This is a genomic window from Alphaproteobacteria bacterium (assembly GCA_015062495.1).
GTDB lineage: Bacteria > Pseudomonadota > Alphaproteobacteria > Rs-D84 > Rs-D84 > Enterousia.
In genome coordinates this window covers 34,128-59,678 of sequence record SUUN01000001.1, presented here as the reverse complement: position 1 = coordinate 59,678, position 25,551 = coordinate 34,128, and the positions used below count along the sequence as shown (strand labels likewise).

The 25,551-nt window shown below is 45.0% G+C and carries 22 protein-coding genes and 1 tRNA gene; 10 read left to right on the top strand and 13 right to left on the bottom strand.

Translation table 11 applies throughout. The features are described 5' to 3' along the window. Positions 1 to 9 precede the first annotated feature (9 nt). Positions 10 to 585, bottom strand: a complete 576-nt coding sequence (locus E7008_00285; GenBank protein ID MBE6456373.1) for an aminoacyl-tRNA hydrolase — start codon at positions 583 to 585, stop codon at positions 10 to 12. On the opposite strand from E7008_00285, the gene E7008_00280 reads away from it, so the two are divergent. Next, on the top strand, positions 578 to 1,129 hold the full coding sequence (locus E7008_00280) for a porin family protein (protein MBE6456372.1): 552 nt from the start codon (positions 578 to 580) through the stop codon (positions 1,127 to 1,129). The genes E7008_00285 and E7008_00280 overlap by 8 nt on opposite strands. Before the next feature lie 54 nt (positions 1,130 to 1,183). Next, positions 1,184 to 3,952, top strand: a complete 2,769-nt coding sequence (gene polA / locus E7008_00275; GenBank protein MBE6456371.1) for a DNA polymerase I — start codon at positions 1,184 to 1,186, stop codon at positions 3,950 to 3,952. 24 nt (positions 3,953 to 3,976) lie between these two features. Here polA and E7008_00270 read toward each other — a convergent pair whose 3' ends face one another. The 5 genes from E7008_00270 to rpsB all read right to left on the bottom strand — a co-directional run bounded on the left by E7008_00270 (position 3,977) and on the right by rpsB (position 9,318). Next, entirely contained in the window at positions 3,977 to 4,687 is a 711-nt protein-coding gene (locus tag E7008_00270; protein MBE6456370.1) for a hypothetical protein, read from the bottom strand. 582 nt (positions 4,688 to 5,269) lie between these two features. Next, positions 5,270 to 6,934, bottom strand: coding sequence for a hypothetical protein (locus tag E7008_00265; GenBank protein MBE6456369.1), 1,665 nt, complete (start codon positions 6,932 to 6,934; stop codon positions 5,270 to 5,272). A gap of 346 nt (positions 6,935 to 7,280) precedes the next feature. Next, on the bottom strand, positions 7,281 to 8,150 hold the full coding sequence (locus E7008_00260; protein MBE6456368.1) for an elongation factor Ts: 870 nt from the start codon (positions 8,148 to 8,150) through the stop codon (positions 7,281 to 7,283). 28 nt (positions 8,151 to 8,178) lie between these two features. After that, positions 8,179 to 8,451 (bottom strand): hypothetical protein, encoded by a 273-nt coding sequence (locus tag E7008_00255; GenBank protein ID MBE6456367.1) that lies wholly within the window; start codon positions 8,449 to 8,451, stop codon positions 8,179 to 8,181. Between the two features lie 15 nt (positions 8,452 to 8,466). Next, positions 8,467 to 9,318, bottom strand: a complete 852-nt coding sequence (rpsB, locus tag E7008_00250; protein ID MBE6456366.1) for a 30S ribosomal protein S2 — start codon at positions 9,316 to 9,318, stop codon at positions 8,467 to 8,469. 267 nt (positions 9,319 to 9,585) lie between these two features. On the opposite strand from rpsB, the gene E7008_00245 reads away from it, so the two are divergent. Beyond that, positions 9,586 to 11,427: a hypothetical protein gene (locus E7008_00245; protein ID MBE6456365.1), complete on the top strand. Its 1,842-nt coding sequence runs from the start codon at positions 9,586 to 9,588 to the stop codon at positions 11,425 to 11,427. Here E7008_00245 and E7008_00240 read toward each other — a convergent pair. Further along, positions 11,416 to 12,057, bottom strand: coding sequence for a master DNA invertase Mpi family serine-type recombinase (locus E7008_00240; GenBank protein MBE6456364.1), 642 nt, complete (start codon positions 12,055 to 12,057; stop codon positions 11,416 to 11,418). The two genes, E7008_00245 and E7008_00240, sit on opposite strands and share 12 nt — an antisense overlap. Positions 12,058 to 12,189: 132 nt before the next feature. Here E7008_00240 and ssb point away from each other — a divergent pair, with 132 nt between their 5' ends. Then, positions 12,190 to 12,648, top strand: a complete 459-nt coding sequence (ssb, locus tag E7008_00235; protein ID MBE6456363.1) for a single-stranded DNA-binding protein — start codon at positions 12,190 to 12,192, stop codon at positions 12,646 to 12,648. Positions 12,649 to 12,681: 33 nt separating this feature from the next. On the opposite strand, the gene E7008_00230 is transcribed toward ssb, so the two are convergent. Beyond that, complete coding sequence (locus tag E7008_00230; protein ID MBE6456362.1) at positions 12,682 to 13,713, bottom strand: hypothetical protein; 1,032 nt, start codon at positions 13,711 to 13,713, stop codon at positions 12,682 to 12,684. Then, positions 13,707 to 14,003 (bottom strand): hypothetical protein, encoded by a 297-nt coding sequence (locus E7008_00225; protein ID MBE6456361.1) that lies wholly within the window; start codon positions 14,001 to 14,003, stop codon positions 13,707 to 13,709. Before E7008_00225 ends, E7008_00230 begins: the two co-directional genes overlap by 7 nt. A 129-nt stretch (positions 14,004 to 14,132) precedes the next feature. On the opposite strand from E7008_00225, the gene E7008_00220 reads away from it, so the two are divergent. The 4 genes from E7008_00220 to E7008_00205 all read left to right on the top strand — a co-directional run bounded on the left by E7008_00220 (position 14,133) and on the right by E7008_00205 (position 19,567). Further along, entirely contained in the window at positions 14,133 to 14,759 is a 627-nt protein-coding gene (locus tag E7008_00220) for a ribonuclease HII (GenBank protein MBE6456360.1), read from the top strand. Then, positions 14,740 to 15,909, top strand: a complete 1,170-nt coding sequence (locus E7008_00215) for a phosphoglycerate kinase (protein ID MBE6456359.1) — start codon at positions 14,740 to 14,742, stop codon at positions 15,907 to 15,909. Before E7008_00220 ends, E7008_00215 begins: the two co-directional genes overlap by 20 nt. A gap of 337 nt (positions 15,910 to 16,246) precedes the next feature. Next, positions 16,247 to 18,460, top strand: coding sequence for a hypothetical protein (locus E7008_00210; protein ID MBE6456358.1), 2,214 nt, complete (start codon positions 16,247 to 16,249; stop codon positions 18,458 to 18,460). A gap of 366 nt (positions 18,461 to 18,826) precedes the next feature. Then, positions 18,827 to 19,567 carry a hypothetical protein gene (locus E7008_00205; GenBank protein MBE6456357.1) on the top strand — a complete coding sequence of 247 codons (741 nt, stop codon included), beginning with the start codon at positions 18,827 to 18,829 and terminating at the stop codon, positions 19,565 to 19,567. Positions 19,568 to 19,591: 24 nt separating this feature from the next. Here E7008_00205 and E7008_00200 read toward each other — a convergent pair whose 3' ends face one another. Together E7008_00200 and E7008_00195 are read right to left on the bottom strand one after the other, a co-directional pair. Continuing rightward, positions 19,592 to 20,851, bottom strand: a complete 1,260-nt coding sequence (locus E7008_00200; protein ID MBE6456356.1) for a U32 family peptidase — start codon at positions 20,849 to 20,851, stop codon at positions 19,592 to 19,594. Between the two features lie 59 nt (positions 20,852 to 20,910). Continuing rightward, on the bottom strand, positions 20,911 to 21,192 hold the full coding sequence (locus E7008_00195) for a hypothetical protein (protein ID MBE6456355.1): 282 nt from the start codon (positions 21,190 to 21,192) through the stop codon (positions 20,911 to 20,913). Between the two features lie 199 nt (positions 21,193 to 21,391). Between E7008_00195 and E7008_00190 the strand changes: the two genes are divergently transcribed. Then, positions 21,392 to 21,467: transfer RNA gene (locus E7008_00190), tRNA-Thr, on the top strand. A gap of 222 nt (positions 21,468 to 21,689) precedes the next feature. On the opposite strand, the gene E7008_00185 is transcribed toward E7008_00190, so the two are convergent. Further along, positions 21,690 to 23,045 (bottom strand): hypothetical protein, encoded by a 1,356-nt coding sequence (locus E7008_00185; GenBank protein MBE6456354.1) that lies wholly within the window; start codon positions 23,043 to 23,045, stop codon positions 21,690 to 21,692. Between the two features lie 536 nt (positions 23,046 to 23,581). Between E7008_00185 and E7008_00180 the strand changes: the two genes are divergently transcribed. Next, on the top strand, positions 23,582 to 23,938 hold the full coding sequence (locus tag E7008_00180) for an inorganic pyrophosphatase (protein MBE6456353.1): 357 nt from the start codon (positions 23,582 to 23,584) through the stop codon (positions 23,936 to 23,938). Positions 23,939 to 24,306: 368 nt separating this feature from the next. Here E7008_00180 and E7008_00175 read toward each other — a convergent pair whose 3' ends face one another. Next, a complete protein-coding gene (locus tag E7008_00175; protein MBE6456352.1) occupies positions 24,307 to 25,476 on the bottom strand; it encodes a hypothetical protein in 1,170 nt (389 codons plus the stop codon). Between the last annotated feature and the right edge of the window lie 75 nt (positions 25,477 to 25,551).

The following is a 25,551-nucleotide window of genomic DNA, read 5'->3' as shown; positions in this document are numbered from 1 at the left end:
TTTTATCAACTACCACAATTTTATTTTGCCAATTGCACTGTCAATCAAAACCAACTGCGCCGTACCAAATTTCCCCAGAACCCAATCCGCCGGATCTATCGGCAAATCAAAGTCACGCGGATGTCCAATTCCAATACGAATCCGACGATAATCGCGTCCAACGTGCGCATCAATCGAACGAATACCATTGTGTCCGGCACTGCCCCCGCCGATTTTTTCGCGGCAATCACCAACCGTAATATCCATATCATCATGAATTACAATCAAATTTTCCAACGGTATTTTATAAAATGTCATCAATGCCCCAACCGCCACACCACTGTTGTTCATAAACGTCTGGGGTTTTACAAAAATCACGCGTCGCCCATCAATTTCCGCACGCGTGGTTAGCGCGTCTTTTTCATTTTTCCACGTCGCCCCCACCCCCGCCAGGTAATCAACCGCCATAAAACCAACATTATGACGCGTATTCGCATACTGCGCCCCGGGATTCCCCAATCCAACGACTAAACAAGGTTTATTTTCTTGCATATTTACCACTCTTTTTTTTATTATACTATCACAGAAAGGAGAAAACATGAACATAAAATCTTTTGCTATTTTAACTGCGACCACAATTATGATGTCCGCGGGCGCGGCGAACGCAAATATGCTGTTTGATATCTATGCCGGCGCAACATACGGCATTGGTGGTTATACCCTGTTCGCAGACGACAACGATATTTCTAAATCATCACAATCATATGGTGCGGTTCTGGGTATGGATATTCCATTGTTCCGCGTTGAATTGGAATACAACTATCTGGACGCAGATGCCATAACCGCAAACCTGGGGTTGGTTAATGCGTACTTTAAATTACCCACCCCAATTGTAAAACCATACATCGGCGTTGGTATTGGCTCTACATTCGACAGCAAATACGAACCCAAAAATCTGGCCACAATTGATATCGAAGATACCTTGGTATACCAGGGCATGTTGGGAATCACACTGGACATACCGGTAATTCCATTTAACATCGACGTCGAAGGTCGCGTCCTGTACGCCCCAGACATTTTCAAAGCAACAGACACAGAACCAGACCTGTTACAATACGAAGGTCGCGTAAAACTGCGTTATGTCTTTTAAATAACAATCGGGGGGGCATTTGCCCCCCAAACTAACAACCTGGGGAAAAATTATATGCTGACACTGATTGACGGAAATTCGCTTTTGTTTCGTGCCTACTATGGCGTGCACAGTCGCCTGACCCGTGCCGACGGCACACCGACCGGTGCAGTGTACGGATTTTTCAATATGATTTTACCCATATTGGCATCCGCAAAACCCGACGATGCATTTATATGCGTATTCGACGCATCCCGCATCACATTTCGCCAGGATATATACCCCGAATACAAAATGAACCGCGCGGCCACACCGGCGGACTTAATCGCCCAGGGCCAAATGATTCAATCTGGCCTGATGTCATTGGGAATGCCGGTCTTGTGCGTTCCCGGGGTCGAAGCCGACGATGTAATCGCCACCCTGGCGCACCAAAACTGTACATCAACAAACGCCACCCGAATTATCACCAGTGACAAAGACCTGATGCAACTGGTATCCGACTGCGTCTTTTTATACGACGGCATGAAAAATCGCGAAATCCACGAAGACGCCGTCCTGGAAAAATTCGGTGTCAAACCGCACCAGGTTATCGACGTTCAATCCCTGATGGGCGATTCGTCCGATAACGTTCCCGGCGTGCCCGGTATTGGCCCGAAAAAGGCGGCGGAACTTATCAACCAGTTCGGCAGCCTGGACAACCTGTATGCAAACCTGGACGCGGTTCAAAACGAACGCATTCGCGGTCTGTTGCGCGACAACCGTGAAATGGCGTACATTTCCAAACAACTGGTCACATTAAAGACAGATGTCGATTTATCGGGATTAACGATTACCCCATTTCGATTTAACACACCGGGCGCACTGGAATTTATTCGCAAAAATATCGAAAGCAATTCGCTGATTGCAAAAATCGAAAAACTGTTTCCAGTCGAACAAAATTCACCCGCTGCAACTGAATTTTCGTTTCCCGGCAACGCGTGTGATGTACCCGACGCGTCCCCTGCCCCCGCGCCTGCAAAAAAACGCGAAATCAAATGCGAAACAATTACAACCGTATCAGCACTGGAAAAATATCTGGGACGTATCGATAAAATATTGGCAATTGACACCGAAACAACCGGTTTAAATCATATATCCGATAAAATCGTCGGCATATCATTGGCGATTGACGACACACATGGGGCATATATCCCAATCCGTCATCGGTGTGGCACACCCGACCTGTTTGGGGGTGACAATATCGCGCCAAATCAAATCCCAATTGAAATTGTACGGGAAAAATTGTGGCCCATACTAACAAACCCAGACATTATAAAAATTGGTCATAACCTGAAATATGATTTACATATTATGGCTAACGAGGGTTGGGATACAACACTAATTCGCCCAATCGACGACACAATGCTGTTGTCATATGCCTTGCACGGCACGCGCCACGGCCACGGGCTGGATGAATTGGCATTAATGTACCTGGGGCACGAAAACATAAAATTTTCATCCCTGTTTCCGCCCAAAACCCGCGACGCTGACATGCGCTTTGACACCCTGACCGTCGCAGACGCATGCCTGTACGCCGCCGAAGATGCCTGTATCTGTCGCGCATTGTACGATTTAATGCGTCCTGAACTGAATGCAAACAACAAATTACGCGAATTATACGAAACATGCGATTTACCCCTGATGCCGATATTAATGCAAATGGAACGCGCTGGCGTTCTGGCCGATCGGGCAAAATTGCAACACCTGTCCGCCATATTCCACGAACAACTGGGAAAATTACAATCTGAAATCTGGACATTGGCCGGCCACGAATTTAATATCGCCAGTCCCAAACAACTGGGCTGCGTTTTATTCGATGAACTGAACCTGCCCGCGAATAAAAAGCGTTCCACCGACGCCGATGCATTAAACGATTTAATCGACGCGCACGAAATCATTGAAAAAATACTAAATTGGCGTTCAATCGCAAAACTGGCTGGCACATACGCAGACGCATTGCCGCGCCAAATTGCATCCGACGGTCGCATCCACACCACCTATTTACAGACCAGCACCAACACCGGCCGCCTGTCCAGTCGCGATCCGAACCTGCAAAACATACCGATTAAAACCGAACTGGGCGAAGAAATCCGCAAATGCTTTATCGCCGCCCCGGGCCATACGCTGATATCAGTTGACTATTCCCAGATTCAGTTGCGCCTGTTGGCGGACATGGCAAACGTCCACACATTCAAAGAAACATTTAATAATAACGCAGACATCCACGAACAAACCGCGCGCAAGATATTTAATATCCCCACCGACCAACCGGTCCCACGTGATTTACGCCGCGCGGCAAAAACCGTGAACTTTTCCATTATTTATGGGATATCATCGTTTGGTCTAGCGTCGCAACTGGGTGTATCGCGTGGGGATGCGCAAAATATCATAAACACATATATGGCTGGCCTGCCCGAAATTCGGGAATATATTGATAAAACCAAAGAATTTGCATTGGCAAACGCCTGTGTGTACACCCCATGGGGACGGCGAATTGAATTACCAGACGTCAAAAATCCGCGCATGCGCGCCTATGCAATGCGTGCGGCCATCAACGCCCCAATCCAGGGATTCGAAGCCGACCTGATGCGGCGCGCCATGGTTGAAATTGATAAAAATATCATGCACCCCAATGCCGACAAAATCCGCATGATTATGCAGGTGCACGATGAAATCGTATTTGAATGTAAATCTGAATTTGCCGATGAATTCGCGCACAAAATAAAATTCGCCATGGAAAATATAACCCAGTTATCCATTCCATTGGTGGCCGAATTTACAATTGGCACCACATGGGGCAAATAACAAAACTGGGGGGACACCCCCATTTTATTTTACATAAAAAGAATCTTCACCACATACATAGGTGCCTGTATTATCGGTCCACGATATATCACCCGCGGGTATATAGCATGATGTTATCGCGGTACTGCCCGCAACACTTGTGCCATAGACCCCACCCGATGATGGACATCGTGAACAACCGGAATACCCATATGTACCATCGGCAAGCATACCATAACTGGCAGTACCATAGTATCCCGCGGCACATCGAACCTCTCTTTCCACAACAGCGCATGCACAATTCGTTGATGCATTACACGCCGACTTGGTGCGTTCTTGATACCCCGTCTTGACCGTGGACCAAGGCGTCCACATAATCAAACAGTACGCAGAATCACATTGCGTTCCACATGAACACTCATTTCGCGTCGTCATCGACGTTGTTTCACCACACGCCTGCTGATACCTAATAAGATTAGTTCCAGTTGATATATTTTGGGTTACCATTGTAGCAGCACTTTTGCAAGCGGTGCAATCTTTGTACCGCAGATATACATAATCTGATGTAAGACCAGATGTACCTACCTGACGCCTTAGACATTTCGTTGTATATGTACCACATCCCGGGTCCGGCAAATCATAAATTGTTGCCGTGGACGAAGAAGACGGACACGTTGTCGACACACACACAGCCGTCGTCGCCGCATTTGCAACCATTGGTGCAAATAAAAATATTGGTATTAAAATTTTTTTCATTGTTCAAACTCCTGTTTAATTTTGTTAATAAAAAACCGTCAATAATCAGACGGTCAGGAGGTTCGAAACAATCTCTAAGAATTGTGTGCTTATTTTGCGCACAAGGCGCGCATTATTCACAACCCTCCTGACCAGCAAAGACCAGGAGTTATAAATTCTCGTCCACAGCATAAAAACACGCCACCCGGCGTGCAATTAATATCACAGACGCTTAGAGCAAGGGTTTCGACACCCCATCACCGGAACACCCGGCAACAAAACAATTATACGCTATAGTTGTTATAAATTCAATTACTTAGATAAATAAAAGTTTATTTAAGTAAAAAAATAAAATCGTCATACCCGCTTCGGGCCCCGCAAAAATTGAAAATTTTTGTGGGTGATACCAGGCAGGTATCTATTGCCCCGCAGGGACTGCATAAAAATGTCTGCGACGCAGTGGATTCCCGCCCCGGGCCCTGCGCAAACAAATGTTTGCGTGGGTGAAACCAAGCGGGAATGACGAGTCTTAATATTTAATTGCTATTTGCGCTTTGCTATTTGCTCTTAAAAAAATCCCGCCATTTGGCGGGATTTATTCAACTAAAACAATTTGAACTTGTAATTTGTTCCTGCACGGAATGTGACATTTGAATCTGCCAAACCGGCCGCTGCATTCACAGACCAGTTATCGGTCAGCCCCATCGCCGCACCCAATGCAATCGCGGATTGACTGTTGTAATAGCCATAGCCACCACCAACAGACACTTCACCCTTGCCTACGCCAGACACCGCAACCGAAGACATCGCCGCGGCACTGGCAATACCGGCCGACAGTTCATCTTCCAATGCGTCAACCTTGCTGTCTGTATAATCATATGCAGACTTTAATGCCAATTCGTTCTTGGAATCGACATATGCCTTGGCCGATGCCAATGTCATTTCATCACCCGCGATACGATTTGCAACTTCTTCTTCAATTGCTGATGTATTTTGGGCAATTTTTCCATCCAATTCGATTTCAGCCGCTGTTGCGCGTGCAACTTCGGATTCAATTGCAGTTTTATTTGCAGCAATATTTGTCGCGTTTACTTCAATATTCGCAGCATTAGTTTCAATTGCAGTTTTATTGTCTGCAATTGCTGTCGCGTTTACTTCAATATTCGCAGCATTAGTTTCAATTGCAGTTTTATTTGCAGCAATATTTGTCGCGTTTACTTCAATATTCGCAGCGTTAGTTTCAATTGCAGTTTTATTGTCTGCAATTGCTGTTGCGTTTACATCCAATTCAGAACGGATTGCACCACCTTCGGCCAACGCGTCATCAATTGCTTCATTCGCACCATTTGTGATTGTTTCCAGAATTGGCGCATCATAGACGTCTTTCGCCGCCTGGAACAATGCACCGTTTTCTGCGTATTTATCTGCCGCCACCTGTTGGGCTGTCTTGGCTGCTTCCAACGCATCAGTTGCAGCACCAACAGTTTCGAAATAACCATTCAGTTCCGCAATTTTATTGCTATCTGCGACAAACACATCATTTGCTGCGTCAAAGTTGGTTTGTTCTGTTGTCCAATTATCAGCTGTTGTGGTTTTTGCATTTTCAATTGCTGTCTTATCGTTATCAAATGCACCACGAACTTCTGTCAACAAATCAAACAATGCGCCTGAGGTTGGTTCTTCCTGGGGGATACCATTCAGTGTATATTGTGTCCCATCCGATGATAATTTTAAGGTTTGACCTTCATATTCAAACGAATACATTGAACCATCAATTGCTGTATCAGATGTACCATTTGTAATCGTGGCAACTGCACCACCTGCATAATCGGACAGAGTATGCGTTGCAACCATATCCTGTGCATTTTCGCCCAGTGTTACAACTTCACCCGCACCGTTTTTATAGGTGTAATTATCACGGCTTGCTGTTTCCCCTGCGGCGACTGTCTGTGTGCTCACGATATCGCCCGACGCGGTTGTTGTGCCGGTATATACCGATATATCTGGCGTTCCGTCGGCCAGGCTTTTGATTGCCCCATCAACATCCTGATATGTAAAATCGGTCAACACCGGGTTTGCATCATACGCAACACCCGACGCTGTTGTACCGTCTGATTTTACGTAATCATATGTCGTATCTGCAACACCATCGGCAATCTTTGATGCGTCACCGTTATACATACCACTGAATGTAACATCTGTTGCCGCCACGGCTGGGCAAGACATGGCAATTGCAACCAACGAAGTTAAAATAAAGTGTTTTTTCATTTTCTTTTCCCTTTTTCGTTTAATTAAACAAAAACCGTCATGGAAATGACGGTCAGGGGGTTAAGAAAATCATATCATTGAATGACCTCCGTGGCCTTTACGCGTATGCGCTGTTGTATAGCCACGGACCCCCCGACAAAAATCGGGCGAATTTTTGCAAAATAAAAAGCGCATCCGCGCCCTGGTTTATTTATTTTGCCAAAGTCGGATTCAATGCCCCAAAGAACATCGCAATGATAAAGGATTTCTTACGTCCCTGACCCAACATCCCTGTTGGTTCAAGGCAGATTATAATATAAAGATAAAAAAAATTCAAATAAAAATCCCCCAAACGGGGGATTTTTTATTACTTCAACATTTTTGCCACTTCATCGGCCAGGTTGTCTTCACGTTTTTCGATACCTTCACCCAGTACAAAGAACGCAAAGCCAGCCAACTTACCGCCAGCTTCGGCAACAACATCCTTAACTGCCTTGGAAGGGTCCAAAACGAATGGCTGTTCTTCCAGAACGGATTCGCCATAGTACTTCTTGATACGACCTTCAACCATCTTTTCGACAATGTTTTCTGGTTTGCCCGCCGTCGCACCCGATTCGATGAACACTTTCTTTTCGCGTTCAACCGCAACCGGATCAACATCTGCAATTGTCATAAATTCAGGCTTGTTCGCTGCAATATGCATTGCGATTTTTGAACCAATTTCATCGATTTTTGCATCATCACCATTAATTGCAACCGCAACACCAATCTGGCCCATACCTGGAACCAATGCGTTATGAATATATGTAAAGATTTTATCGCCTTGAACACTGGCAATACGACGCAGATTCATATTTTCACCAATTGTGGAAATAGTCGCCGCGATATCATCTTTAACCGCACTCATTGTTGCATCAAAATCACCCTTTAATTCCATTGCCTTGTTTGCGACATCGGCAACCAGCTTCTGGAATTTTTCATTTTTCGCAACAAAATCTGTTTCTGCATTCAATTCAACGACACAGCCCATATCGTCACATTTCACAACCGTCACCAAACCAGACGCTGCAACACGGCCCGCCTTGGACGCTGCTTTTACGATACCTTTTTGACGCAACCAATCTGCTGCGGCTTCGATATCACCATTATTTTCAACCAGGGCTTTTTTACAATCCATCATACCTGCGGCTGTTTTTTCGCGCAGTTCCTGAATCAATTTTGCTGTAATTTCTGCCATTTTGAATCCCCCATTTGTTTAAAGTTTATTATCTCTGTCTTGCAAACAATATCCGTGTCCACCATGACCCAGTACTGTCTACGATATTGCGCGCACGTTTCGACGCCGCAATATAGTCCAAACACATTGGCCCAAACTTACCCGGAATAATTGTCGCAACAAAACCAACGGTTTTACCGTTTACCGGATCTTTGCACTCATAGTATTTCGCATCCCCCAGAACCCCAGCATATGTTGCCATATACTGGTTTCCGACGGATGTTTTAATTAACTGTTCTTGTGTTTTATCGTTTTTACCCATAACACAACCCCAGTATTATTTATCGGCTTTATCTGCCAATTTACCACGACGTTCTGCGCGGGCTTCAGATGTTTTTGACTTAATCTTGGCTTCTTTTTCCTTGATTTCATCTTCTAATTCATCGGCTGCATCTGCACGCATATCAGATTCGACCTTTTTACCGGCCGCCCCGCCCAAACGTTTTTCGATACCCGACAAAATCGCATCCACGAACAGGTCACAGTACAACTGTGTTGCGCGTGCCGCGTCATCATTACCTGGGACTGGATAGTCGACCATTTCTGGATTTGCATTTGTATCGCAAATCGCGATTGTTGGGATATCCAGGTTTTTCGCTTCACGAACCGCGTTCATTTCACGTGGCACATCAATAACAATCATCGCCTGTGGAACGCCGTGCATATCCAAGATACCACCGAAAATATCGCGCAGTTTTTCAACTTCTTTGGTCATAACGCCGACTTCTTTCTTGGTCAGACCCAATTTGTCAGCATTTGCGATATCCGCTTCCATTTTCTTCAGACGACGAATTGACTGTGAAACTGTTGTCCAGTTTGTCAACATACCACCCAACCAGCGGTTGTTAACATAGTACTGACCACAACGTTCTGCTGCATCTTTCACAATATCTTTTGCCTGATGCTTGGTCGCAACAAACAGAACCTTGCCACCGGCGGCCGCGATTGCTTCCAACGCAACCAGAGAACGGTGCAACAAAGGCGCAGTCTTGTTCAAATTAATGATATGAATTTTATCTTTTACGCCATAAACATATGGTGTCATCAATGGATTCCAGCGACGTGTGTGGTGACCGAAATGAACACCCGCTTCCATCAACTGTTTCATTGTAAATGTTGGCAATGCCATGATTTTTATCCTTTTTTGTGTTGTTATCCTCGCCGTCTGTGGAAACCCAAACCAATGATTTGGACACAAATTTAACAGAACGGCTGTGTTCTTCGCACCAAGTGCGTGCCCCGATAATAACCAAAACCAATCAAAAAATCAAGTAAAAATATAAAAAAATCATCATCATCCCGCATAAGAAAAAAACCGCATTTCGCATTGACAAACAAAGGCTTTGTACTATATTAATAGTGTGTGGGTTGTCCACACGGGAACAAAAGGAAAAACATGACGACGTACAAGAATATATTTGTTGCCTTTTTATCGGCCGCACTGTGTTGCGCACCGGCCGTGGCCAACAATTGCGACAACGCAATGTATCGCCGTTATAACCCAGACAAATGCGCATCCGATTTGGCTGGCGACGGTTTTTCATTTGCAACAACCGTCGGCGTTGCATCGGGGGCTGCGGCATTGATTGGTGGTGCAATCGCATTATTTGGCGCGTCTTCATCCGACAGCGGTTCTGACGGCACATCCCGCCCCACCCTGCCAACCTATACAATGGTTGGTGGCGACGTAGATTCTGTTCACCTGGCATCTATATTTAATACAACGAACTACAATAATAACGCCAGTCAATATAACGACATTCGTGTTGCATATTCATTGGCCCGTGGATACACAGGTAAAAATTCATATGTTGCGGTATTTGATTCAGACAACACCACATCACACGGCGCAAATGTCGCGGCCCTGGCGGGTGGAACAATTGCCCCTGATGCAGACGTAAACATTTACACCGTTGCGCGTTCACACCGCGACTTTGATTCATTTAATAAAATTGGCAATACAATCCGAACCGCCACATCGGACGGCGCGAACATTTATAATTTCAGTTGGTCTATGGACATCTTTGCCAACCAGGTTTATTCCCGCTATCACATGGAACAATTAACAGACCGAAACTTTATTGGCGCATTAACAGACGCAACCAAAAAAAACGACGCTATATTTGTTTGGGCGGCTGGCAACGATGGCAACAGCCAATCCAGTGCCATGTCGGCATTACCGCTGCACGTACCTGAACTGAACGGTCACTTTGTAAATGTTGTTGCCTGGGACAGCGAAACCGGCGAATTGGCATATTACAGCAATCAATGTGGAATAACAAAAAACTATTGTATTACCGCCCCCGGCAGTAATATTAACGCCCCCGCATCAGACGAAATCATCGACGGCACCAGTTTTGCAGCCCCAATCGTATCCGCCGCAATTTCCGTCATTCGCGAAGCCTTTCCATACCTAAAATCCAATCAAATTACCGCATTATTGTTCGAAACCGCGCGCGATATTGGCGCAGTGGGCGTTGATAATGTATATGGACACGGCATGTTGGACCTGGAACGCGCAACCCGCCCAGTTGGCGCAGAACTAGTACCTTTGGCCAATGGCACAACCGTACCATTACAGACCGCACGCATGTCGGGCACGATTGCACACAATGTAAAATCAGAAAATATTAAATTCGCATTTGTTGACAGCTATGGTCGCGCATTTAACACAAACCTGAACGATAATATCGAAATCAAGAATCGCGGTATTGGTTTTGAACGTCTGCGCGACAACAACGAAACACGTATGCATTTTGGCAACATCGAATTTGGCTTTAAAAACAGCGAATTATTAAGCAGTGATGGATTCCTGGCCACAGATTCACAAAATACAATTACTTTTATTGGGTTAAACAATGAAGTCCAATTGGGCAACACAACATTATTTGGTCGCACAACAATTGGCACAATGAACCCAACCGCATCCACAGAATCTATGATTAATGGCTTTTCAGACATTATGACCGGTTCTATTACCATGGGTGTAAAACATAATAATTGGACATTCACTATTGGCACACCCGACACAATCATTGGCGGCAACATGTACCTGCGCACACCAACTGGTCGTCGCGTTAATGGCGAATACACATTCGCAAACCATACTATTGACATGGCAACCCGCCCATCTGTCGAGATATCTGCATCATATAAATTCATGACCGCTGGATTTGTTGATAATCCATTTGGCACAGATGAAATTTACGTCCTGGCAAAAACCAAATTACAGTTTTAAGACCGGCGTTTGGTTTTGTTCGACACTACATTCTGGCTGAATTTCTCGGTCTTCGATAAACCGGGCCAATGTATCACGATGCACCCGCAGACGTCGTGCGATTTCATACCGTGAACGCCCATCACCTAATTTTTGCGATATGTATCTTTCGCGCCCCTCTAATTTATATGTATTGCGACTGCCCAGCGGCCGTCCCACACGTTTTCCTTCGGCCCTGACACGCGCAATCGCTTCTTTGGTTCGTTGCGAAATCAGATTTCGTTCAATTTCCGCAGACAACCCGAACGCAAACGCCAACACTTTGGACGTAATATCAGCCCCCAGCCTGTAATTATCCTTAATCGTCCAGATTTTTGCCCCAACATCCATACAATGATGCAAAATACTCATTACTTGCAATAAATTACGCCCCAATCGCGACAATTCAGACGCAATAATCAGGTCATCTTTTTGAATCCGGCGCAGCAATCGTCCCAATTTTCGCTTGCTCAAATCCTTGGTTGATGAAATCGTCTCTTCTATCCAGCAATCTATGACCAGATCTTGTTTTTCGCAAAAACGCTTGATTTCGAAACGCTGGTTTTCTGTTGTTTGATGGTCTGTTGACACACGTATATAGCCGTAAATCATTTTATATCTCCTTGTTTTTATTTGGCTTACGTGTGTATTCTTGACATTCTTGTCCTATATAAAAAAGACTTGCTTTTTAGGGTTATAATTGCTCAAATCAAACATATGAATAAAAACTAAAAGGAAAGTGACATGGCAGGAAGCATTAATAAAGTCATACTGGTTGGAAACATCGGCCAAGAACCCCAGGTTCGCACCATGGGCAGCGGTCAAAAGGTGGTCAGTTTTTCCCTGGCGACATCTGATCGTTGGCGCGACCGCGCAACCGGCGAACAAAAAGAACAAACCGAATGGCATCGCGTTGTAATCTTTAACCCCAATTTGGTCGAGGTTGCCGAACGCATGTTGCAGAAAGGCACAAAACTGTATCTTGAAGGCTCTCTGCGCACACGCAAATGGCAAAACCAATCCGGCGCAGACGTTTATACAACCGAAGTTGTCTTGAACCCATTTGGCGGCCAGATGGTTATTTTAAGCGGTGCAAAATCTATGGACGGCGCGGGTTCTGAATATGCGGCATCCGCCACCCCGGCATCTGCCCCACGCGAAGAAATTTCTGTGGCTGACATTGGTGACGACATACCGTTCTAAACCAAAAAAAAATAAAACCCGCAACTGCGGGTTTTATTTTTGAATTACACGTGCATAATCAGAAACCAATTTTTCATGTATATCATGTTGAATTTGCGCAAATGATTTATATGTTCCTGTATCTGTCTTGAACGGAACGCGTCCAACCGATTCCAGATAATTACAATCAAACCCAACCGTACCATCGGGGTAAAAGCAATAAACAACACGCCCACGCGACCCGCCCAATGGTGGCACAACAATTTCGGTCAACTTTTTTTCCATTGGCACATTACCAACATCCACGAAATCCCCCACATACGATTCGACCGTCGCACCATTTATCTTGTATTTTGCGGCCCATTTACCCGGCATTTTTTGAAAATTTTGCACATTCAAATCTGGATTATTCAATACACGTGATTCCAGTAATGGCACAGAATCTGCAACTGTGAACGTCTTTAAATTCACCCTGTTGCGCAATTTCTTGTCGTTTGTAATCAGATCAGCAATTTTCACAAACCAATCCGCCGATTGGACGGGGTGCAATTTATCATCCACAGACACCGCCATACTTAACATTGACGTGGTGGGCATTTTCCGCATCAACAACCACCGACCACAAACCCGCAACAGCCATTTTGGATATCGGCGCAAGAAATCATGGATTTGTTTTTCGTCGGCCACCATTCCGCGCCCAGGTTGCAAATTTTGCAACATATTCATAACATCGGCGCATTTTTGTGTATCCATAACCCATGCACCATTTGTCTTTAACTGCAATCCCCACCCACGGTCCAGAACCATATTCGCACACGTCCGCACATAGTTTATTGGCGCGGTAAAAATTTCCCCGCCCGAAAAAGTAACCATATTTGTAAAATTTGGAACATTATCAAATTGATTCAAATAAAAATCCAAATCATCATACGGCAACACGTTCCGGGGTGCATTTGGCGACGAACGCATATAACACCCACGACACCCCAAATTACAATGCTGGGTTAAATAAAACAGTACCTCAATCTCGTAATTTTTCGTATCATATATAATATCTGATATACGCTTGGAATAAGAATCTACCATTTAATTTTTTCCAATTCCTGCTTTGACTTAATCAGTTTTTGAATATTACCACGGCACGTCTTGGCACGCTGAATATTTGCGCCCCCCAGATACAGGTTCAACGCCCCAACCAAACCATTAATTACTGTCCAATCATAATTTTCCCGAATTGCCATCGCAATTGCAGCCAACATACATGCACCACCAATTGCAACACCACCATATCCAACCACCCGGGACACACGTTCACTGTCCTGCGATTTTTTTATCAATTCTTCTGTTGATTTAATCAGTTCTTGCTTTGGCGTCATTATATTTACCTTTGTTTTTGATTGTTATCAATCTGCTTTTTATATTGCCTACGACAATATTCCAAAACGCTATTTTTGTCAACAAAAAAGTATTTTATTTTCTGCGCGTTTCTTGCTATTGTTCCAGGCATGAGTATACAAACACCTGACTTTTCATTAGAAATCGCATGTGGTGCAAAATTGGTTGCCGGCGTGGACGAAGCGGGCCGTGGCCCCCTGTGTGGGCCGGTTGTGGCGGCGGCGGTAATTTTCCCACGCTATGACATTGAAATTCCCGTTATAATCCGCGATTCAAAACAGATGACCGCATCCATGCGCGCCCGTGCATACGACTGGATAACCCAGAACACAATCTGGGCGGTTGCCGAATGCAGTCCGGCTGAAATCGACGAATTAAATATACTGTGGGCATCTATGACCGCCATGAAGCGTGCAATTGATAAATTAAATTCAAAGCCCGACCACTGTTTAATCGACGGGAACAGATTGCCGCGCGATTTAGTCGGCACAGCCGTCGTCCGTGGCGACGCAAAATCATTATCAATCGCCGCCGCATCCATTATTGCCAAGGAAACACGTGACCGCACAATGCACGACCTATCCACGCGTTTTCCCCAATACGGCTGGGACAAAAACGCAGGATACCCCACGAAATCACATTTGCAGGCGATTGACCAATATGGTATAAATGAACATTATCGAAAAAGTTTTGGCCCGATTAAGGAAAGGATAAAGAATGAAACTTCGCACAATTGAAAATCTGGATTTACGCGGTAAATATGTATTACTGCGCGACGACTTTAACGTACAAATCGTAGACGGCACAATTACCGAACCGTTCAGAATTGACGAAAGTATGCCAACCATCAACGCCCTGCGTGCGTTGGGCGCGCGCATCGCGATTGTTGCCCACCGCGGTCGCCCACGGGGTGCGCGTAATATGGAATACACCCTGCAACCAATCGCAGATTATATGGGAATTAAATTAATCCCTGATTGTCTGGATAAATCATTTATGACCGAAATGCACGACGGCGACGTGGTATTACTGGAAAATGTGCGCTTTTATGCAGGCGAAGAATCCAACGACCCTGCGTTTTCCGCCGACCTGGCACGGGGATTTGATATATTTGTAAACGATGCATTTGCGGTATCACACCGCGCCCACGCCAGTACTGTTGGTGTGGCAGAAATCCTGCCGTCATATGCGGGGAAATTGTTGGCATCTGAAATTGAACACCTGACCGCAGTTATGGAAAACCCATCACGCCCATTATTATCCATTGTCGCCGGCAGCAAGGTTTCCACCAAAATCGGCGTATTAAAGGCCCTGGCCAAACTGTCCGACACCTTAATTATCGGCGGTGCATTGGGCACAACGTTCAACTATGCAACCGGCGGCCGTGTTGGTAATTCCCTGTACGAAGCGGACCAGCGTGACACCGCCCTGGAAATTTTGGAATACGCCAAACAGAACAACTGCGATGTATTATTACCATTGGACAAGGGGGTCGCAAAAACATTTGAACGCGACGCCGCCCGCACCAACAAAGACTTTACACAAATCGAAGATGACGACGTAATTATTGATGCCGGCATCCAGACCACCGAACGCGACGTTGCGGCCATTCGCAACGCGAAAACAGTAATCTGGAACGGCACAGTTGGCATGGCGGAATGGTCACCAACATGGTCATACGGATCATTTGCATTGGCGCGCGCGATTGCCGAACAAACCCGCGCCGGCAAATTAACCAGTATCGTCGGCGGTGGAGACACGGTCGCAGCCCTGTCCGCATGTGGGGTAAAAGGCGATATAACATATGTATCCACCGGCGGTGGCGCATTCCTGGAATTTATCGAAGGTCGCACCCTGCCCGGCATTGCAATCCTGGAAAACAAATAAAAGATAACAAGGGTAATTTTTACCCTTGTTTTTATCCATTTTATAAATTATACTGAATACCGAGTGCATGGGGACATGCATTCAGGGCCTTAGAAAAGCCTATGAAAAAGCGGTATGATAACAAGTACTGGAATCCACACACGCAATCGTTACGCGCATGCGAACGTTTGTATTTTGCCCCGACGTGCTTATCGGGGGAATGTTGTTGATTATAAAAAATCACACGGTTGATTTTATACACCGTCGTTGATGTTCTTTTTCATAATTTTTCTGATGACCCAACCACCACATTTGGTGGCCATGTTTTACAACAAAAAAAACACGAGGGTTAAAAGAGATGAAAAAACTTTCCATACTATTCACCACATTGGCAATTTGCCTTGGCACAACGGCATGGGGCGCATCAACCGTTTGCTATCCATTAACGGGTGCGAATGCGGGACTAAGCGGTTGCCCAAACGCGACCCCTGATGATTATTATTGCAACGATGATTTCTGCAACACTTGCGTAACGACAACCACTACACTTGGCGGCTATGTGGCAACCACCGTAAATGAACCGGGCTATTTCTGTAATGGCACTACAAAATTTCAATGTTCGTGTTCCTTGGGGGCCCCAACATATAAATGTGCCAGTGGTTATTACGGTACGGCGAACTCGTCTGGAACATCTGGCTGTACCAAATGTCCCGACAATGCAACATGTCCGGGTGGCAATAGTTCAACATTCACCTGTAACTCTGGCTATTATAAATATAACAACATATGCGCACCATGTCCATCATCTGGTTCTTATGCGACATGCTCGGGTTCAACACTTACCTGTGCCAAGGGCTATTACAGAAACCTAATAATAGGCACGTCCAGTAATTATTATGGATGTACTCGTTGTCCCCAGGCAGAAGATGACGAAGGAAACCTGCTGTACACAACAAACGCCTATCAATCACCATTTTACACCACAACATCATCCACGGGCGCAACATCCAGTGCCGCATGCAGCATACCAGCCGGTGGCACAGCATATGGCACAGATAGTACGGGTGCTTTTACTTACGATACCGACGATGGCACAAAGACATACACATCGTGTACCAGTACAACTCAATTTCTGTCCAGTGGCACATGTAAAACTTGCCCCAGCAATTCATCTGCATCATCAGCAACGGCAACATCGTGTACATGTAATTCTGGCTATACAACAACAGGTCTGGCGGGCGGTTCTACGACAACAACTTCTACTGCATGCCAGGCTGTTGAAACATCGTACACCATCACATATTCCAAACAGTCTGGCGCACCATCGTCATGTTCGGTATCCGGCCTGACCCCGACAACATATACGGCATCCAGCCTGCCAGTCACATTGCCAACCCCGGCATCTTGTTCGGGCTATACATTTGATGGTTGGTACACAACATCCACCGGTTCAACCAAGGCAACAAGCATTTCAACCAGCACAACCGGCAACAAAACATACTATGCCAATTGGACAGCCGACGAAACCGAGCCAACAACCGGCACATGCCCCGCCGGCAAATACTATTATGATGGCAGCGAAAGTTGCGATGAATGTGATGCGGGCTATTACTGTCCCGGCGTAACATACACCGTTGGTGGCGATACCTTTCAGGGACGGAAAAGTTGCGGATATTCAACCATGCAAAAAACCGCCACATGTCCCGACAATGCACATGACTGTTATTATATTTGCGACACGGGAACTTCACCCACCGGTTCAGACAGCAAAAGCGACTGTTATTCATGCTCGTCCGGATGCGATTGTGGCACAACCTTATACTTTACCTGTGACGATGGATATGTAAAAAGTGGCAACACCTGTGTCGCCGCCACCAGCGTCACAACCTGTGCCGCCGGAACGTATTTTTACAAATCAAACTCTACCACCGACGCCAAATGCGACACCTGTCCCAAGGGATATTATTGCCCCGGTGTTTCACAATTTTTCGAAACGGTTGGCATGTTCGGCATGTATCCATGTCCCGCGGGCACATATAACAGCACAACCGGCGCAACATCGGTGGATGCATGCCTGCCATGCACCGTAACACTGCCAACCAACGGTGTATATACCGAAGGGGCATATTACAATACATTTGGCAGGGCTGGGACCGCTTCTTGCGCTATATGTCCCGGGAATATGGGCAGCAGTTCATCATGTTATGTATCATCCGCAGCAATCACATGCCAACCCGGAACTTTTGCCGCGCTTAACACAAGTACATATGGTTCTTGGCTACAACCATGTTTTCCATGCCCAAATGGATATTATTGCCCGGGCGGGACATATACCATCGCCGATGCAGTAAATATAATTTTTGATGGTTCAAACAGAAGCACCGCCACCTATTGGATTGGTGCAGGCGCAGAACTGTGCCCAACATCGGGCGGATTTGTTGCCCATACAACATTTGATCAAGCCACCAACACCCCAGCCGCCATCACCGATTGCTTTATCCCGGCGGGCTATTCGGAATCCGATGACACCGGCAATTGGGAATATGGCGAAAACTGCCACTATTCCGAATAAAAATCCCCCGTTTGGGGGATTTTTTATTCCGTATTTACTTTGCTAAACATTTATTTAGCAAAGTAATTGCACTGGGGCTTTTTATAAATTATACTTACTTATGAATATACAGGGATGTGTATTCGGGGCCTTAGAAAAGCCTATGAAAAAGCGGTATGATAACAAATACTGTAATCCATATACACGCAAACACAAAATTGTTTGTGTCTTTCCCGTCGTATTGTCGGGGTGCCGTCGGTTATACCACAGGGGCGTTTCGCCCCAAAGGCCGACGGGATCACTCTTTTTCATGATTTTTCTAACACCCCGACCACCATACAGTTTTTTGGTGGTTTTGTTTAACAACCAACCACGGGGGGACGACACATGAAAATCACAGCCACCATTATCGGCATAATAATGTGCATCGGCATAACCGACGCAACGGGCTTTAGCGTAGAATGCAATGATGGATATTTCCCATATTTCGAAACAGAACAATCCAAAGAATACGAATGCATAAAATGCCCCACAGATTACACCACTTACGACACCTGTTCAAATACAGCGGGATTAAAGTGCAATACCGGATATTATGGCACAAAAACATGCGAAAAATGTCCCGCCGCAACCATTGACAACAACACGTTATACACCAACGCGGCGCGCGACAAAATCGCATACAAAACCAGCAACATCGGCGCCACCAATGCCGACCAATGCTATCTGCCAGACGCCATATATTATGGTTTAAACGACGTCGGATATTTTGAATACGACGCCACCAAAAGCCCCCCTCTAAAAACCTTTACCGCATGCAAGGCGGGATATTATAAATACTATAACACATGCACAAAATGCACAATCGCCAATTCGACCACCCCCGACCTGAATACCTGGTCTGCATGCGGTTGCGACATTGGATATTATATGGATTCCGACAAATGCGTACGATGCCCCGAAATTTCGGGTCATTATAGCGACGATAAAAAAACACCCGCATATGGCACTACAACTGGAATCGGCGCAATAAAAATAACCGCATGCATTATGCCTGCGGGCACATACTGGGACGATATTGGTTCGTTCGAATTGGACAGCCCATGCAGTTATGCGGGGCAACAATAACAAAACCGCCAAACGGCGGTCTTTTTATTTACGATACTTGGCCTTGTACGCCAAAACATATGGTACAAATTTATCCGCATGCGCATCCCCCAACCACGTCCGCGGAATCAAAATCGAATTGCCCATACCGGCCGCCAACTTTTCCACACGTTCACCATTCTTGGCGTTGATTAATTCGGTCAATTTAACCGTCACAGAATCCATCGTCCCTGGTAAAATAAATGTGATTTCATCGCCCACGCGCGTTTCATTACGTAACTCAAACGTTATATTTTCATCATCCGTCGCCACAATCACACCCGCCGCGTGCCAGTTCGACGTACTGCGTGTTGTTTCATAGTTATGCGCATCCGCCCCAACCGGCCCGTCAAAGAATGCCGTTGTATACCCGCGTGTTTCCAACCGGTTCAAACTGTCCATAAACGGCGCAGGATCAAAATTATCTGGATTGGCCGCATACGCATCCAACGCGCAACGATACGCATGAACAACCGACCCCACATAGTATTCCGACCGATTGCGTCCTTCGATTTTTAATGAATCTGGCCCTGCCGCCACAACATCTGCCAACCGCGGCATCAGGCACAAATCTTTGGAATTCATGATATACGCACCACGCGCGTCTTCTTCGATTGGCATTTCAACGCCAGATTCGCGCTCACGCAAGATTACATCATACTTCCACCGACACAGTTGCGCACACGCACCACGGTTTGCCGGTCGCCCTGTTATAAAGTTCGACAGCAAACACCGCCCCGAATACGACATGCACATCGCCCCATGGACAAATATTTCCAGACCGACATCTGGACATTCTGCACGGATGTTTTTAAATTCATTGTGCGACACCTCGCGCGCCAGGACGCACAACTTCGCCCCCGCATTTTGCCAGAATTTCACCGTTTTTGCCGAACAAATATTTGCCTGGGTTGAAATGTGTATCGGCATATTGGGGAAATTTTCCCGCACCCACATAACAATCCCCGGATCAGATACAATTAACGCATCCGGATTTAGATGCCGAATAATCTCTGCCACTCGTGGCATATTTGCATACTCATAATCATGCGCGAACAGGTTAAATGCCAAATAGACTTTTTTCCCCGCCGCATGCGCCAACTCAATACCCTGGCGCACCCCTTCGACATCAATCTTTGCACGCGCGCGCATTGAAAACCCGGGCAATCCCGCATAAATCGCATCCGCACCATATAAAATGGCGGTTTTAAAGGCGTCCAACGTCCCCGCCGGTGCCAACAATTCTGGTAATTTTACGTTTTTCATACCCCCTATTCTGCCCTAAATAAACCCAAAGGCAAGGACAAAATATCCAGCACTTGTGTTCACATACTTTCTCCACCCTGCTGTTGCTCGCGTTTGATACGCTCTGTGGCGCACTTATCACACATACACCCAAATTCCGTCATGGTAATATTATGCCGATTAAGAATCTTGGCAATTGTTTCAGATGACGGCCAACGCAGTTTCCCATACGAATCCAGACGCTTGCTTTTATTAAATGTGGTCGCATCCAGCCCACAATTAATTGCCATACGCGATGGTGTAATTTTATGACTAACCGCCACTGCATCAATCGCACTCCAAATATCCTGGTGGGTTATCATAAAAGCGCCCCTTGTTATTGTTAAACACATGCCATAAATTATGCATAAAATCCGACTCTTATGCCATAGGCAAACATTCTTATCGACACGCATAACAGATTGCACGACACATCTCCCAACCCCAGCGCTAATATTTTTCACCCATTTGTGATTTTTTTGCTTGCGTTGCGCGCCCAGATATGTATAATTGCATGGCATTGCCGGTTTAGCTCAGCTGGTAGAGCGGCTGATTTGTAATCAGTAGGTCGTTGGTTCAAGTCCGACAACCGGCACCAGTTTTAAAACGCACCAAACGGTGCGTTTTTTGTTTAGTTTCTTTGCACTGTTGGGGTTTGTGTCGGGTGGCGAAGTCGTGTGGGGCGGATGGTTTTTATTTTATTCGGGGCGCACAATTCCAACCCCATCCCACCATTCCGGGAATCAGTATAAACCGAATTCAACAGATGTCAAAAAGGATTGTATGGATAAAAGAACCGCCCACATGGGGGCGGTTATTGTTAAAGATATGCGGGTACAATAGCCTGTATGGTTGAATAGGTAGACGAATTTTTTCCAACATTCTGAGGATTCCATTTCGCCATATCTATTAACCCCTTATAAACTTTCAACAAATCATTTAAATGATCGTCAAAAAACTGAACCGGGTCTACTTTCCACGCATACATACCGTTATCATCACGTGTTATTAAAGCGGCAATTGCGCCACAAATTAAAGGAACGATAAAACCATCTGGATACGAATAATCACAAGGCTCATTATAAAACTTGGTTAAATAACTACGATTTTTACCGGCAGCTATTCGTTTAACTCCGTTTATACGTCCAAACGATCCACCAGATGCGTTATATGCTTCTGGGAACTTTTTGTAAACATTATCGTATATACGAGGAAACACTCGCATCAAACTCAGCGCCGACAGCAGTTGCTTATCAGTAATTTTTAATTTAGCATCTGGTGTCTGTTCAACATAAATATAACGGCCGTTTTCATCGCGTTTTTTTACTAGGTTTCCAAACCCCTTTACGCACGCACCCTTAGACGAATAAATTTGCGTTAACGACATCGGTTTTTCAAAATCTTGTAAAAAAGCCCACGCAAACGCAATTATATCCGTAGACGGGATATCGCCTTCTTCGTTCGTCTTCCAAATGATACGTTTTGAGACTTCATGGGGCAAAACTTCATCTTTGATAAAATCATAAATGCCTTCCTTGTTATCTAAAGCTTCCTCTTTCAATGATTGATTTTTATTACGCGCCTGACATATATCAACCAAGTTATCAAAGAAATCTTGTAGTGTTTGTTTGTCTTCTGAGTTTGTAGGCATTATAATTTCTACAGGAATGCCAAACTTTACAGATATATCATCTTCTGATTTCAACTGTTGCAACTTATTCACCAGATCATGATAATGTGCATCAAAAAAATCTTGCATGTCATCTTTCTTCTTAAATCGCACATCAACATCATCAAGCAAACCACATAAATATTTAATAATAGCAAAGGTGTTGTGCCCACCATCCAATACGCCTAGACGATCTTTTTCACCGTCGAACGATACTTCATACCTTTCGCGTTCTAACTCTATACATTTCGTTGCCCCAAACAATACGCCTTTGGTTTTAAAGGGGAATAAGTCTGGTTGATTTTCTATTGTGTCTATAATCGCTTTTGTAATTTGCGATTCCTTTGGCACACGAGGATTGGCTTCCATTCCACCAGCTCTATATAAGCGAATAAAAGATAACGGGTCAATAAACCCTACGATTCTTGAAATATTAGTTTCTGGAATTGTTTGTTTTACAACCGGTTTCATAAAGCGTACCGTAACGCTGTTTTTATTATCAGACATCTTTTTTTACCTTTGTTCTGCCTGTTATTAATATCATATTCAACCATATCTATGATCAAATACAGCCCGCTGCAGCCGTCCGGCCACAAATAAAACACCCATCCGGGTATCTCTCGCCATTAAGTTTAGTACAGATTTAGAACAAGTCAAGAATTTTATACGATTTTTATCCAATATTAATAGTTAGACACATAAATTTTTTCTGGGACTTGTGCAAACTTTCCGACACGATTAAATCCGCCAGTAATTGTGGGTGGGATGGCAGGTCTGATACTGGTCCCCAGTGCATATCGTCGTGGACACGTAATTGGATTTCGTATGTGTGGTCCAAAATCTCGTATACGCGCAGAATTACACAAGCAGAAAATATTGCGCAACCGATAAGAATCTTTTGTTATCCCGCAATTCAATGCTCACCCAAATTCAACAGATGTCAAAAAGGATTGTATGCTGCAAAAAATCAGCATACATAAACTTTGACAACATAAATATTGTAATCTATACTGATTCTATAATCCCAACCATAAGGATATAAAATGTCCACAAATTCCAACATCGTAAATGCACGTGATTTTCTGGGTAAAATCGTCAATGTACAAATGGACAGACCACTGGGCAGCAAACATCCAAAACACGGCTTTACATACGAAGTGAATTATGGATTTATCCCAAACACCATATCGGGCGATGGCGAAGAATTAGACGCATATGTATTGGGCATCGATACACCATTGGCAACATTTTCTGGAAAATGCGTTGCGATTATTCATCGCACAAATGACAACGACGATAAACTGATTGTTGTGCCAGACGGACAAAATCCAACAAACGAATATATTGAACAAAAAACCGCTTTCCAAGAACAGTGGTTCAAGCACACGATTATAAGATAAAATCAAGGGGACAGACATGGGCATAAAACCTGCGAAGCTAAATGTTGGCGACGTGGTTGCGACCGTTTCATTATCATGGGGCGGCGCGGGGTCATGTCACGCAGCACATCACGACGTTCGGCCGACGGATCTTCGCCACGCAGGTATGAAATTTTAGTTTTTGCTACCGATTTTTATTTAAGTATAATAAATTTAAAATCCGCTGTAAAGCCCAGAATACTAAGCAAAATTCAACGTTGACAAACGTTATTCAACACTCGTTTGGGCGGTTTGTAATCAGTAGGTCACGGACAATCACCCCCATCACACGCAAACCGCAAAAAAAAGCACCAAATGGTGCGTTTTTGTCCCCTGCCCCGCGACAGGTATTACAATTCCTTAATCGGCGTGGCGATGTGTACAAATTGTTTTCTGTTTTCTTCGTATGTTTTTTGGATTTGATTATTGATATAAATCTGACGAATATCGCCATATATTGGCAACAGATTCAGTACTGTATTTTTTATATTATGACGCAGCAAACGCGGCCATACCATATCCACCAGTTCCGCCCGAATTTGCCCCATGGACTTATACCCACCATTGGCATCACGGTATGGGGTCATTATATCCCAATCGTACCAATTATGCCATTTTATCATACCATCTTCGCGCAGCGACAGTTCCATCAATGTATTTTCACGTTGCAGACCGCCACACTGTAATTGCGGATAATAAATTTTATACCCAATACCATTTTGCCGGGCACGCCCGATACGCATAGTTGGCCCTTCTTCGTGAATAACAATGCGTGTATTGTTGGCATAGCACACCTGGAAATATGGATTAAACCACGAACGGTTTTCAAACTTTAACTCTATCCCACGTGCCGCAAAGAATTCAGGAATTAAAACCCGTTCATTTGCCATTTTGGCATCCAACGCGCACGACATTAACCGAATTTTAGTATTATCAAAATCCCCATCCGACGCAACCGCAGCAACAACATCGCGCACACAGTCGATACTTTGCGCACTGCGATACCGATCCACCGACATATCTAATTTCAGCCCGCGATTTTGCCCCCGCAATTTCGACTGAATATATTTTATATCCCCCAGTATTTCATCCCGATGCACCCCGCGCACCCATCGTGCATTGGTCTGAATGGTGTATTCATCTGACCTGGATAAATCCAGTTTATCAAATATTTCACGCATATAGTGTGGCCGAATATCGTATATCAGCGACCATTCCCCACCCGTCATATAAATGCCTGTAAAATTCGCCCCCGACCGATTAACATAAAACGAAATATCATCCACAGGAACGATGTTTAACGGTTTATCTGGGCCCGAACACTCGAAACAACGCGCACAGTTTTCATTACATTTATTAGTCAGACGAAACCGCATATCCATTGGTGCGTTTTCCCATTGGGCATAAAAACGCCGTTTCTGGAACGGATATACCAAGCGTTCACGAAAACGCTGGGCAAAACTTGGCTTTGCCCTGTTATCAGCATTCGAAATTAAAATCACATCATCTTTATCTGTCACAAAGACAAAGTTAACACAAACACAATTATTGTCAAGCCTTGCATAATACGCGGTGTATTTTCTTGTTTATTATTG

Coding starts and splice junctions, on each gene's coding strand:
- E7008_00280 (MBE6456372.1), top strand. CDS start 578: ATGAACATAAAATCTTTTGCTATTTTAACTGCGACCACAATTATGATG.
- E7008_00285 (MBE6456373.1), bottom strand. CDS start 585: ATGTTCATGTTTTCTCCTTTCTGTGATAGTATAATAAAAAAAAGAGTG.
- polA (MBE6456371.1), top strand. CDS start 1,184: ATGCTGACACTGATTGACGGAAATTCGCTTTTGTTTCGTGCCTACTAT.
- E7008_00270 (MBE6456370.1), bottom strand. CDS start 4,687: ATGAAAAAAATTTTAATACCAATATTTTTATTTGCACCAATGGTTGCA.
- E7008_00265 (MBE6456369.1), bottom strand. CDS start 6,934: ATGAAAAAACACTTTATTTTAACTTCGTTGGTTGCAATTGCCATGTCT.
- E7008_00260 (MBE6456368.1), bottom strand. CDS start 8,150: ATGGCAGAAATTACAGCAAAATTGATTCAGGAACTGCGCGAAAAAACA.
- E7008_00255 (MBE6456367.1), bottom strand. CDS start 8,451: ATGGGTAAAAACGATAAAACACAAGAACAGTTAATTAAAACATCCGTC.
- rpsB (MBE6456366.1), bottom strand. CDS start 9,318: ATGGCATTGCCAACATTTACAATGAAACAGTTGATGGAAGCGGGTGTT.
- E7008_00245 (MBE6456365.1), top strand. CDS start 9,586: ATGACGACGTACAAGAATATATTTGTTGCCTTTTTATCGGCCGCACTG.
- E7008_00240 (MBE6456364.1), bottom strand. CDS start 12,057: ATGATTTACGGCTATATACGTGTGTCAACAGACCATCAAACAACAGAA.
- ssb (MBE6456363.1), top strand. CDS start 12,190: ATGGCAGGAAGCATTAATAAAGTCATACTGGTTGGAAACATCGGCCAA.
- E7008_00230 (MBE6456362.1), bottom strand. CDS start 13,713: ATGGTAGATTCTTATTCCAAGCGTATATCAGATATTATATATGATACG.
- E7008_00225 (MBE6456361.1), bottom strand. CDS start 14,003: ATGACGCCAAAGCAAGAACTGATTAAATCAACAGAAGAATTGATAAAA.
- E7008_00220 (MBE6456360.1), top strand. CDS start 14,133: ATGAGTATACAAACACCTGACTTTTCATTAGAAATCGCATGTGGTGCA.
- E7008_00215 (MBE6456359.1), top strand. CDS start 14,740: ATGAAACTTCGCACAATTGAAAATCTGGATTTACGCGGTAAATATGTA.
- E7008_00210 (MBE6456358.1), top strand. CDS start 16,247: ATGAAAAAACTTTCCATACTATTCACCACATTGGCAATTTGCCTTGGC.
- E7008_00205 (MBE6456357.1), top strand. CDS start 18,827: ATGAAAATCACAGCCACCATTATCGGCATAATAATGTGCATCGGCATA.
- E7008_00200 (MBE6456356.1), bottom strand. CDS start 20,851: ATGAAAAACGTAAAATTACCAGAATTGTTGGCACCGGCGGGGACGTTG.
- E7008_00195 (MBE6456355.1), bottom strand. CDS start 21,192: ATGATAACCCACCAGGATATTTGGAGTGCGATTGATGCAGTGGCGGTT.
- E7008_00185 (MBE6456354.1), bottom strand. CDS start 23,045: ATGTCTGATAATAAAAACAGCGTTACGGTACGCTTTATGAAACCGGTT.
- E7008_00180 (MBE6456353.1), top strand. CDS start 23,582: ATGTCCACAAATTCCAACATCGTAAATGCACGTGATTTTCTGGGTAAA.